This window comes from Actinophytocola sp., from assembly GCF_045807065.1.
Classification (GTDB): domain Bacteria; phylum Actinomycetota; class Actinomycetes; order Mycobacteriales; family Pseudonocardiaceae; genus Actinophytocola.
Window position 1 is genome coordinate 1 of sequence record NZ_JBJMIE010000767.1, and the last position, 11,920, is coordinate 11,920.

General features: G+C 71.0%; 10 protein-coding genes. 3 read left to right on the forward strand and 7 right to left on the reverse strand.

What is annotated here, in order from left to right; genetic code table 11:
- On the forward strand, positions 1-1,636 hold a 1,636-nt coding region (cydC, locus tag ACJ73U_RS44865), incomplete at its 5' end, for a thiol reductant ABC exporter subunit CydC (protein ID WP_407783903.1).
- Between the two features lie 54 nt (positions 1,637-1,690).
- Positions 1,691-1,951 (forward strand): SHOCT domain-containing protein, encoded by a 261-nt coding sequence (locus tag ACJ73U_RS44870; protein ID WP_407783904.1) that lies wholly within the window; start codon positions 1,691-1,693, stop codon positions 1,949-1,951.
- A gap of 215 nt (positions 1,952-2,166) precedes the next feature.
- On the opposite strand, the gene ACJ73U_RS44875 is transcribed toward ACJ73U_RS44870, so the two are convergent.
- Positions 2,167-2,412 (reverse strand): galactose oxidase-like domain-containing protein, encoded by a 246-nt coding sequence (locus ACJ73U_RS44875; RefSeq protein WP_407783905.1) that lies wholly within the window; start codon positions 2,410-2,412, stop codon positions 2,167-2,169.
- A 513-nt stretch (positions 2,413-2,925) separates the two neighbouring features.
- Here ACJ73U_RS44875 and ACJ73U_RS44880 point away from each other — a divergent pair.
- A complete protein-coding gene (locus ACJ73U_RS44880) occupies positions 2,926-3,228 on the forward strand; it encodes a hypothetical protein (RefSeq protein WP_407783906.1) in 303 nt (100 codons plus the stop codon).
- 228 nt (positions 3,229-3,456) lie between these two features.
- On the opposite strand, the gene ACJ73U_RS44885 is transcribed toward ACJ73U_RS44880, so the two are convergent.
- From ACJ73U_RS44885 to ACJ73U_RS44910, 6 genes are all read right to left on the reverse strand, one after another.
- Complete coding sequence (locus tag ACJ73U_RS44885) at positions 3,457-5,037, reverse strand: flavin monoamine oxidase family protein (protein ID WP_407783907.1); 1,581 nt, start codon at positions 5,035-5,037, stop codon at positions 3,457-3,459.
- Between the two features lie 1,084 nt (positions 5,038-6,121).
- Complete coding sequence (locus tag ACJ73U_RS44890; RefSeq protein WP_407783908.1) at positions 6,122-6,523, reverse strand: pyridoxamine 5'-phosphate oxidase family protein; 402 nt, start codon at positions 6,521-6,523, stop codon at positions 6,122-6,124.
- A gap of 454 nt (positions 6,524-6,977) precedes the next feature.
- Complete coding sequence (locus tag ACJ73U_RS44895; protein WP_407783909.1) at positions 6,978-9,224, reverse strand: heavy metal translocating P-type ATPase; 2,247 nt, start codon at positions 9,222-9,224, stop codon at positions 6,978-6,980.
- A 190-nt stretch (positions 9,225-9,414) separates the two neighbouring features.
- On the reverse strand, positions 9,415-10,278 hold the full coding sequence (locus tag ACJ73U_RS44900; RefSeq protein ID WP_407783910.1) for a universal stress protein: 864 nt from the start codon (positions 10,276-10,278) through the stop codon (positions 9,415-9,417).
- 189 nt (positions 10,279-10,467) lie between these two features.
- Positions 10,468-11,364, reverse strand: coding sequence for a universal stress protein (locus ACJ73U_RS44905; protein ID WP_407783911.1), 897 nt, complete (start codon positions 11,362-11,364; stop codon positions 10,468-10,470).
- Positions 11,365-11,395: 31 nt separating this feature from the next.
- Positions 11,396-11,920 (reverse strand): universal stress protein (locus ACJ73U_RS44910; RefSeq protein ID WP_407783912.1); only part of this gene is annotated, 525 nt, incomplete at its 5' end.

The window sequence follows — 11,920 nt, forward strand, 5'->3', positions numbered from 1 at the left end:
CGGTGTCGCGCTCACGGCCACGTCGGCGTGGCTCATCTCGGCCGCCGCACTCCACCCGCCGGTGCTGACGCTGATGGTCGCGATCGTGGCCGTCCGCACGTTCGGCATCGCGAAGGGTGTGCTCCGGTACGCCGAACGGCTCCTGTCCCACGACGTGGCGTTGCGTGCGCTGGCCGACCTGCGGGTGCGGGTGTGGACCACGCTGGTCCGCCTGGGTCCGGCCGTCACCGCCCGCTACCGGCGCGGCGACCTCCTGGATCGCATGGTGTCCGATGTGGACAACCAGCAGGACGTGCTCGTCCGCGGCGTGGTCCCGGTCGTGTCGGCCGGTCTCGTCGCGGCCGGCGCCGCGGTGGGGGTCGGGTTGCTGCTGCCGTCCGCCGGTGTGACCGTCGCGCTGGGACTGTTGGTCGCCGGTGTGGTGGCACCGCTGCTGTCGCTGGCCGCGGCGCGGAAGCCCGAGCGCCGCACGACGGCGCTGCGGGCCGGCGTCGCGGCGGGCACGGTCGAGCTGCTCACCGCCGCACCGGACCTGCTGGCGTTCGGCGCGGCGGGACCACGCCACGCCCTGCTCCGCGCGGCGGACGACGAACTGACCGCCGCACGACGCCGCGGCGCACTGGCTCGAGGCGCCGGGCTCGCGGTCAGCACGCTGTCGCTGGGCCTCACCACCGTGGCATGCCTGGTCCTGGGCGTCGCGGCGCTGCGGTCCGGCGTGCTGCCCGGCCCCGAACTGGCCGTGCTGGCGTTGACCCCACTGGCGGCGGCCGAGTTGGTGGCCGGCCTTCCGGACGCGGCGACCAGGCTCCTCGGCGCGACCCACAGCGCCCGTCGCCTGGCCGCGCTGGACGCCACCCCGACCCCGGCCGCGGAACCGGCCACACCGGCGGCGCTGCCGACCGCGACCACCCTGACCGCCACCGACGTCGCGGTCCGCTGGCCGGACGCGGCCCGCGACGCGGTGACGGGAGCGAACGTGCACCTCGGCGAGCACCGCGCGGCCTTGCTCACCGGCCCGTCCGGCGCGGGCAAGAGCACCCTGCTGGCCGCGCTCATGCGCGACCTGGACCCGTCCGCCGGCCACATCACGATCGACGGCACGGACACCCGCACCGTCCCCGCCGACGACGTCCGGTCGCGGATCGCCTGGTGCGGCCCGGAAACCCACCTGTTCGACAGCACGCTGCGCCAGAACCTGTTGCTGGCCAACCCGTCCGCCACGGACACGGACCTGACCGAGGCACTGCGGTCGGCGAACCTGGCCGCCTGGTCGGAAAGCCTGCCCGACGGTCTGGACACCGCCCTCGGCGCACACGGCACGGACGTCTCGGGCGGCGAGCGCCAGCGCCTCGGCGTCGCCCGCGCCCTCCTCGCCGACCGCCCACTGCTCCTGCTCGACGAGCCAACGGCGCACCTGGACCACGCCACGGCAACCGCCCTCGCGGCGGACCTCCGCACACTGACCGACAGCCGGACGGCGTTGATCGTCACCCACCGCCCGGACGAGTTCCCCGGCCTGCCGGTCTACACACTGGACCACCGTCCGGTGTCCTTGTCTCACCCGGGGCACACCGGTCGCTGTTCCGCGCGGCGACCCGGGCCCTCGGGCGCCGCAGACAAGGTCGGAGGTCCCTAGCCGCGGGCGGCCGCGGCGAGAACCGTGGAGGTAGGACGAACTGAGGAGGTCCCAATGATGTTCTGGTACGGCCACGGGATGAGCGGCTGGGGCTACGTGTTCATGGCCACCGCCACGATCGTGTTCTGGGGCCTGGTGATCGCGGCCGTCGTCGTGCTGGCCCGCTACCTGACCCGCGCTCCGCGCACCTCGGCGGACACCGGGCCCGAACGGATCCTCGCGGAACGGTTCGCCCGCGGCGAGATCGACGAGCAGGAGTACCGGAGCCGGCTCACCACCCTCCGCGGTGGTCCACGGTCCGCGGAGCAATCGTGACCGCGGCGCGGTCGAATACCCGGCACGTGCCCCCGACACCGCGGACTTCGACGGCAACCCCGACGTCACGCCGCCCGCCGGCACGATCGACATGTTGACCGAACCAGACCAGGTCGAAGATCGATCCTCCCTCCGACGCGATGGCGCGCCGAGGCTTCGTTGGACGGACGCGGCGGGTTCGTCAGGGCGAGGCGCGGGATAGTGCGGGGTCGTTGTCATGTGGTTTGGCGCAGGCTGATCAGCTGTCCCGTTGATGGGACGCCGCGGCTGTCGAGCACGACCAGGAAGTAGTCACCGGGTGGGGCGGTGGCCGGAGTGGCGGGTGCGCGCCACCCGGCCAGGCTCGTCAAGGACCCGGCCGGGTTGAGTTCGAGGATCTCGGCGGTCTTGGTGGTGCCCTGGGTGGGGCTCATGTCCCGGTGGTTGTCGTTCTGCTCGCTCTGTCCGCCGACGGCGAGCAACCGCGGTCATTCCTTGTGTTGCTGGGTAGGGGTTACTGGACGCGGACGACTTCACCGATCGAGGGTGTGCCCTGCTGGTCGAGTCCGACCAGCAGGTAGGCGAGGGCGAGGGACCGGTTGCCGGGGCGTGCTGGCGGTGACGGCCCAGTGGTCGAGAGCGCGACCTTGCGGTTTCCGCAGCGACTCGATGACCGGCGCACTCTCCGAGATGCGATGCACGATGTCCCCTGGAGCTCACGCCATCCGGGCATGATGGCGCATCCCACGCATACAACGGTGGAGATCGGCGGGGACACCTTGTCTGGACAGGCGAGTCCGGTGGTTCCAGGGTGAGCAAACCCATCCGCGTTGCGGACAGCGACGACCCAACGGAAAGAGACTCCGCCGAGTGAGCCAACTTCTCGATCGGGTAGTCATGGACGCGGCTGGGAATCTTCCCGTGCGGACACGGCAATCCCGTGGCTGGCCCTCCACACCACAAGATGAGTTGACGTATCCGCGCAGGGAGAGCCGTTGAAAGGAGTGATCGTTATGGTCGGTATGCACAAGGTCCTCAGTGGAGCCGCGGTGGCCCTGGCCGCGATGTCGTTGCCCTTCGTCGCCGCCACACCCGCCCACGCCGACGAGGACGGGTGCCTGGCTTATTTGATGACCCGGGGTTATGACGTCAGCCCCTCCAGCGCCCACTTCGAGGCCCGAATCATGGGCTGCTCCTCGCCAGACTACGACGAGTGTGTCAGGGACCTGCAAGCCGGGAAGGTGCTCGCCAAGGACAGGCCGATCGCGTGCCAATCCAAGAGCACGGATGAACCATGAAGCGGACGGCGGGGACGGTCACCGAACGGTGGCCGGCCCCGCCGGCGCGCACCAGCGTCATGACTCACCGGACGACACGCCGCCCCCGGTCAGCGGCATCAGCACGAGCTCGCTGACCATGAGAAGGACACCGTGGCCGTCCCCGGCACTGACGCTGTTCCCGTTATCCCGGGCGGGGCAGCTCAGCACGCACGCTGGCACCGACGCGCACCCTGCTCGCCGTCTCTCTTACGGGAGGATGGCTCGCGAGTCCGGTACCTGGCGGACGACGGGTGGCTCGGTCCGTTCCAGCTTGAGCATCTGCTTGACCACGTACTCGGCGGACATGAGAGCGCCTTCCATCCAACCGGGTAGCGCGGAGACCTGGTCACCGATCACGTAGAACCGTTGCTGGTCGGGGGCGAGGAGTCTGCTGTAAGCGGAGAGGGCGTGGATGTCGGCGGGGTTCCAGTAGGCGCCGACACCGGCTTGGTAGGGCACCTTGTGCCAGGCGATGGACACGCCGTTGTCGGGCACGATGGTCTTGTTGCTGAACTCGGGGTGTAGTCGCGCTGCTGCGTCGCGGGCGGTGTTGAGCCGGTTCTGCATGGACATGTCGCCGAGTTTGATGGCGTCGTCGCCCATGTTGTAGGCGCCGGTCATGGTGCCCTTCTGGCTGAAGAAGTCGTTCGAGGGGTACCAGATCTGGTGGATGATGTCGTTGGTCCAGCTGATGCCGCCGTAGATGTGGTAGGGGTCGGCCTCCCAGAAACGTTGGTTGGCCTGCCATCCGACCTTGCAGGCGGGGTCGTACTGGACGTAGTCGATCGAACGGGTGAACTGGTCGGAGAAGCCCTTCCGCCGGACATCGCGCAGGACCGGGATCGGGATGTTGCTGAGGCAGTAGTCCACCTTCTCCAGGACCGGAGCGCCCTTCTGGCGTGAGGTGACCCCGACCCCGTCGGGGAGTATCTCGAGGTCGGTGACAGGCGCGTCATAGGTGATCGTGCCGGCAGGGAGGGCGGCCACGAGCGCGTCGACGATCTTGTCCATGCCGCCGACCGGCTGGAACATCGTCGCCTGCCACAGCCGCTCGATGGGGTTGTAGAACTGGTGGCGCCAGAACTGGGCGTCGACCAGCTCGTTCAGCGATACCGGGTCCGGCCTCATCCGTTCGGGTTCGGTGACAGTCAGCGGGTACTTGTACCCGGTGCGGGTGGAGCCGGTGTAGACGAACTCGTGGTTGCGGTCGAGGTCACCGAACTTGACCAGCAAATCGAGCAGGAGGTCCTGCTGGGCCTGGTCGAGCAGGGCCAGCTCCCGGCGCAAGCTGCCCTTCCTGATCGCCCGGTGCAGCAACGCGGCCAAGTGACCGCGGGTGTCGTTGGCTATCCGCCGGTTGGGTTGCGCGACGTCGCCGAAGCCACCGGCCCACAGGTTGGCGGTGGTCTCCATGATGTAGGGCTCGAGCTCGACACGGTTCTCCTGGCAGAACTTGATCACCCGCCGATGGTGATGGGGAATGCGGCCTGGGCCGAGGTTGAGGTACAGACCCTCGTCGAACGTGCACCTCTGTTCGACTATCTGGCCCGTCGTGGTCTTCTCCGGCACCACCGTACCGTTGCGGGCGGTGAAGTTCCGGCCGCCCGGCCGGCTCAGCGCCTCCAGCACCCTGACCGTGTACCCCGCATCCCAGAGTTGGTATGCGGCGCTGAGACCGGCGACACCCGCGCCGAGGATGAGGACCGTCTGCCCGTTCGGGGGCTTCCGCGATCTGCTTGCCATACCGGCCCAGGCCGGCGCGGCCTCCGCCGGCGTGAAACCGGTCATGGACTGCAACAACGCTGACGACGCGGCAACCGCACCAAGAGCGCCAAGAAACCGGCGACGAGACGGAACACCGCCTGTGACCTCCGGTCTACCTTCTCCGACCAGCGGGGCGGAAACCCCACTACTGTGCGGCGCCGAGTCCTCGGCATGCTTGTCGGCGGTGGACATGATCGACTCTCCTTCTTGTGGTGATGAAACAGGCCCTCACGGGCACGCTCGTCGCAGTGCAAGGTGATGTAGGTCGGGTACGGTGCGTGGAATGGTGGTACCGGTCCGTGCCAGCCGAGGGGGCGTCATCCCGCCTTTGCTTGGGTAGAAGACGTTGATACAGGGCATCTACGGTGACCCGAGCCGGCCACGGTCTTGCGGAGTTTGACGCGGTTGCAATCGCGTCCACAAGAAACTGTCACAGACTTGTCGTAAACTGGCTCGGTGGATACAGATCTCACCCAGAGAATTGTTTCTCGGGCAGACACACTTCGTGTGGTTGCAGGCACGTCAGTGCTACAGAAGAGCGAGATCTCGTTCACCCGCATGCTGAGCCTGTGGTTGACCACCGCGTCCCGCAGGTGACCTCGAATATCACATCGCGACACAGCGTCAACCCGGCGCGCGCCATTCGTCGCTTCGTCCCGATTATGGATGGCATTTCTTGCAGTGGTGTCACGGCAATCCCTCGTCGGAAGTGTCCTTCTTGGACCGTAATCCGAGTAAGGGGTGACTCGGGAGTGCCATCACCCCTTGGTTCCTCACATCTACTCCGAGAGGTGTACTGGGATCACCGCTGGTAGTCCCGTAACCGAGACGACCGATGGCGCTCGCCCTGTCAACACTCCGACGCCAAGCATGGAGGAATGCGGGCAGTTGCCCCAGCAACTACCTGTGGAGGGCCGACGGAGGCACGCCCGAAAGGGTGCCCAAGAGAATGAGCACAACGCACGAGGCGCTACACCCTCAGTGATGCCGCCCCCACTACCTCGGTGCCCGACCACCGCTACGGGGAAGTAAAGATCCACTTGACAAGTTCACTAGAGGAGCGCGTGCATCGCCGAGCTGGCCGCCGCCGTGGCGGTGGCGGCAGCGGTCAGGTGGTGGCCGCGGGATCCTTCGTGTCCAGGACGTATCCGTTCACCAGCTGCGGCCGGATGCGGAGCACGTGGTCCATGGGCAGGTTCACCATCGGCCGCAGCATCCGCTCGTAACGTGCGACGGCGTCGGGACGCTCCTCGAGCTCGACCACGCCGATCACGACGACACTCCAGTCGAGCCGAGGGCCGTCGCTGATGACGTCGGCTTCGTAGGCCACGACCTGGCCGACCGTCCGCAGGATCGCCGCCCCGGTGTGGGTGCGCACGATCACGTCGCCCTCGTCGACGATGTGGTTGACCGGGCGAACCGCCGGGAGCGCACGCTCGGTGAACACGACTCGGCCGTACGGCACGCTGGCCAGCAACTGAAGCGCCTCGTCCCTCCTCACGGACCGCATCCGCCCCGACTGTGTGTTGAACATCCACTCCCCCTGTTCGCGGGCACAGGGACATGATCACGCCCACGACACCGCGACGGCGCGGACCGAAAGTCGCCATCACACAGGGGCTTTGGTCCCTGTCGGCCACCGGTCGGGGTACGCGGAGAGCAGCATGACAGCTTCCACGGCGAAGGCGGCGGAGCCATGGGAGGTGATGGCTCCGCCGCCGCTACTCGGTCACCTGGTGACCTCGACCGCGATCGGCCGGGTGTCCGGCTCGGGCTTCACCGGTACGGTCAACCTCGAGGATCCCGGCCTCGTACTTCGTCGATCTCCTTTTCCTCGGGAACCACTTCCAGCCAACCGGTGCGCCACCACCGCGCACAGAGCGACAGGTCCCGGCCGGGCGGGACTTTCGTCACTGTCCTCTTCGGACGTCGCGGCGTGCCGAGGCTTTCGCCGCGCCGCGGGGTCAGCGTTCGCGCTCGGCGAGTACGAAGTAGTCCTGTTCCTCCTGCGCGAAGTGCAGGGTCAGCACGGCGTCGAGGCCGTACAGCGTGGCACGCAGGTCGTCGACCTGGTCGGCCGTCAGCGGACCGGTGAGGTGGCGGCTGAGCCGGGCGGCGAGCCGTTCGATCTCGGCATGGCTCCGGCTCATCGGCGCGATTCCCTCCCGGCCGCCGACCAGCGGCGCCACCGCCGGGTACAGCTCGCGCTCCTCCGCGCGCTCGTGCGGCAGGATCCGGTCGACGAGAACACGGTGTGCCGCCCGGATGCGGGTGTCGGCGTCGGTGGTGAGCCCCGTGGACAGCGCGTCGCCGGCACCACGCACGGCGGCACGGGCGTCGGCGAGTTCGGCGTGTTCGGCGCGGAACCGGGTGATGAGCCGGCGCGCGGTGATCGGCACGGCCACGCGAGTGGCGCCGCGCAGCGCCCGCAGCGCGTTCCCGACGGCGAGCAGGTCGATCAGCTCCTGCACCAGCGCACCGGCCGCCGGCACGAGGAACCCGCACGCCGCCGCGACCATCGCCACGAACGACAGGCCGACTCCGAGCGCGGCGCTCTGCACGGCGATCCCGTGTGCCCTGCGGGCGGTCTCGACGACATCGGCGAGGCGGTCGATGCCCTCGCCGGTGAGCACGGCGTCCGCGACCTGTGCGGTCGCGGTGGCGCCCCGGGCGGCGATGGCGACCCCGACGTCGGCCGCCGCGAGCGCGGGGGCGTCGTTGATGCGGTCACCGACCGCCATCGTCGGTGCCCTGCGCTGCTCGGCGCGCACCCGCTCGACCTTCGTCTCCGGCCGGGCGTCGGCGACCACGTCGTCGAGGCCGAGCACACGGGCCACGTCCTCGGCGACCTCGCCGCGGTCGCCGGTCACCAGCACGAGGCGGTCGAGCCCGGCCGCCCGCAGGCGGGCGAGGGTGCGGCCGGCCTCCGGCCGCAGCTCGTCCCGCACGAGCAGCGCCGCGACCGGTTGCCTGTCGACGTGCACCCAGACCACGCCGGCCGCGTCGAGCCGGGCCCGCCGCAGCGCCGAACGTGCCCAGTCGGGCGGGTCCTCGGCCACCAACCGGCCGACGGTGACGTCGAGGCCCTCGACGACGCCGCCGGCGCCGACGCCGGGGACGTCCCGCACGGCGGTGGCGGGGGTGACCGGGAGGTGGGCGTGCCGGGCGGCGGTCACCACCGCGGTGGCGAGGACGTGCGGTGACTCGGACTCGACGGCGGCGGCCAGCGCGAGCGCCCGGTTCACGGTCACGCCGGGGGCCACCAGGACCTCGGTGACCGACGGCGCGCCGGCGGTCACGGTCCCGGTCTTGTCGAGGATCGCCGTGCGCACCCGGCCGAGCCGCTCCAGCACCGCGCCGTCCTTGACCACCACACCACGCCGGGAGGTCGCGGACATGCCGCCCGCGATCGCGACCGGCACGGCCAGCAGCAGCGGGCACGGGGTCGCGGTCACCAGCACCGCCACCGCCCGCACCGGATCGCCCGCCCACCACCAGGCGACGCCGGCGACGGCGAGTGCGACCGGCACCAGCACCACCGCGAACCGGTCGGCCAGCCGCGCGACCGGAGCGGTGGTGGCGAGCGCCCGTTCCGCCAGCCGCACCACACCCGCGTAGGCGCTCCGGTCCGCGGTGCGCACCGCACACATCGCCACGGCCGCGCCGGCGTTGCACACCCCGCCGCGTGCCATGGTCCCCGCCTCCCGTGGCACGGGCAGCGGCTCACCGGTCAGCGCGGACTCGTCGAACACACCCGGCTCGAGCAACCGGCCGTCGACCGGCACGATCTCGCCAGAACGCACCACCACGACGTCCCCGACCGCGACGTCGTCGACCGGTACGGAGACCACCCCGCCGCCGCGACGCACCCGGGCGGTGCGCGGAGCACGGGCGAGCAGCGCGTCCAGGTCACGGGTGGCACGCCGCCGCGCGTATCCCTCCAGCGCCTGGCCGGTGCCCAGCATCAACGCGATCAGCGCGCCCGCGAGGTGCTCCCCCACGACGAGGGTGACGGCGAGGCTGAGTACGGCGAGCACGTCGGTGCCCACCCGTCGGGCGCGGAGATCGGTCACCACCATCGACAGCGAGTAGCCGAGCCCGAAGAGGGTGGCGACGAGCCACGCGAACGGCACGGCCAGGCCCGCGAGCGCCGTGACCGCCAGCGCGGCCACGACCACCACCTGTACCCGCCACGAAACGTGTGTGTCCACAGGAGACTCCTCGGCTACTCGTGGTCCCGGCGCGCGACGGCGACCGGACACGGCGCGTGGTGCAGGCGATCACCTGGTCGGCCTGGTCGTGGCCGAGCACCGTCGGGCCGGCCCGTGCGCACCGGGGCGCGGGCCGGTGCCGCGGCCCGCGACGCCTCCGCCGGCCCGTCGGCACCGACCACGACCGCCCCTATGTCCTCGGTTCCGTGCGGACCACGGCGACGGGGCAGGGCGCGTGGTGCAGGAGGTGCTGACCGGTCGAGCCGAGCAGCAGCCCGCGGAACCCGCCGCGTCCGCGGGTGCCGACCACGACGAGCCGGGCGCCTTCGGCGTGGCGCAGCAGCGCCCGCGACGGGTGGTCGCGCACGACCTCGCGGACGACGCGCACGTCCGGGTACTTCTCCTGCCAGCCGGCGAGTCGCTCCCCGAGCGTCTCGTAGGCACGCTGCTGGACGGGCGCGAAGTCGAGCGGCTCGGAGTGGCCCAGCAGAACTGTGTCGACCACCGGCTCGGTCCAGGCGTGCACGGCGACGAGGTCGGCGTGGTGCCGGGACACCTCCTCGAAGGCGAACGCGACGGCGGCCTCGGCGTCGCGCAGGCCGTCCACGCCGACCACGATCGGACCCTCCGCGGGCCCGTCACCGCGGATGACGACCATGGGGCAGTGCACCCGCCCGGCCAGCGCCACGGCGGTGGAGCCGATCAGCAGCCCGGTGAACCCGCCGAGCCCTCGGGAGCCGAGCACCAGCAGCGACGCGTCCAGCGACTCCTCGGCCAGCACGGGCACGACGGGCGCGGGCGCCAGCACCGAGGCCGGACGCAGGTCGGCCGACACCTCGGCGACGGTCTCCCGTGCCTCGCGCAGCCGGCTCTCCCCCTGAGCACGCAGCGCGGTGCCGACGACGGCGGGATCGAGCATGCCGCCGGGCAACCCGGCCGGCGTCTGGTGGACGTGCACCAGCTTCAGCGGGTGTCCGTGCCGCACGGCCTCCTCGGCGGCCCAGCGAACCGCCTGCAGTGACGATGGCGAGCCGTCCACGCCAACCACGATCATGATCGGTCCTCTCTCGATGCTCCTTGCCTACCAAGAAAGCTAGGCATCGGCGCGCGGCGCGGCCGCTGGCTTAGGTCCCGCGCGCCAGAGGGCTTTGGTCCACGGCGCGAGACCACAGTGGACGCCGGATCCAGGGGGCGGTCACCTCGACCGGGTCGTCATGGCGGTGCTCACCGGCTCCCTCGGGGCTCACTGATCGGTGGTTTCCGTGCGCACGACGACGATCGGGCAGACCGCGTGGTGCATCAGGCGCATGCTGGTCGAGCCGGAGATCAGATCGCGGAACCCGCCACGCCCACGCCGCCCGACGACGACCAGGCGCGCGGTCTGCGCGCAACGGCGCAGCGCCATGGTGGGCCGGCCGTGGATCACCGCGCGCTGGACGTGGACCTGCGGGTACTTCTCCTGCCAGCCGGCGAGCCGCTCGGCGAGCGTCCGGTCGGCGAGCTCGCGCTGCAGTGTCCAGTCCATCGGCACGTTGTTGCCGGCCAGCGCGGTCTCGAACACCGACTCGGTGTAGGCGGTCAGTGCCAACAGCGTGGCGTCGGCGGCGTCCGCCTCGGCGAAGGCGAACGCGACCGCCGCCTCGCTGGCCTCGGTGCCGTCCACCCCGACCACCACCGGGCCGGTCCTGGGTGAGCCGTGGGAGGTGTTGTCGGAGCCCTCGCCCACGAGCACGACCGCGCAGTGCGCGTGGGTGGCCAGCATGAGCGAGGTGGAACTCAGCAGTACACCGGTGACCGCGCTGCGCCCGCGGTTGCCGAGCACGAGGACCGACGCGTGTTCGGACTCGCGCAGCAACCCGGTGGTCGTGGGCATGGCGGTCAGCTCGGTTGCCACGTCGAGACCGGGCACGGCCATGGTCGCCAGGTCGCGTGCCTCGTCCAGACAGCGCCTGCCGTCGCGACGCAGGACGTCCAGGACGGGCTCCTCCTCGGTCACCCCGGACGGGGAGCCCAACGGTAGGTGGTAGGCGTGGACGATCCGCAGCGGCAGCCGGTCGCGGCTCGCGCGCCGCGCGGCCCAGGCGACCGCGTGCAGCGCGGTGGCCGAGCCGTCCACGCCGACGACGACTGGATATCTCATCGGTCTCCTCCTTTGGTGTCGACGTCCGGGCTCAGCGGGACATGGCGACGGCCGTCTGTTGGGTGCGGGCGACCACGACCGGGCAGGCGCTGCGCCGGATGAGGTCGCGGCTCACCGAGCCGAACAGGTTGGACGCGAGGCGTCCGCGACCTCGGGACCCGAGCACCAACACGGCCGACCGCCGGGACGCGGCGACGAGCGCGTGCCGAGGGTCGTCGGGCACGACGTCGATCGAGACCGGGACACCGGGGTACAGCTCGCCGAAGGCCATCAGCAGCCGGGCCTGCGCGATGGCGGCGGCTTCCGGGAAGACGCCGCCGGTCGCGCACCGCAGGATCGTCAGCGGCCGGCCGTTCCTGGCCGCCGTGGCGTACCCGTAGGCGAGTGCGGCCTGGGAGACGGGCTCGTCGAGTGCCACCACGACGGGAGCCGAGGCCGGCGCGATCGTCTCCCGTCGGGGCACCACCGCGAGCGGGCAGGGCGAGGTGGTCAACAGCTCGGCCGGCACCGAGCCGCTGATGGCCTCCGTGAAGGGACCGGCGTCGTCGGCGCCGAC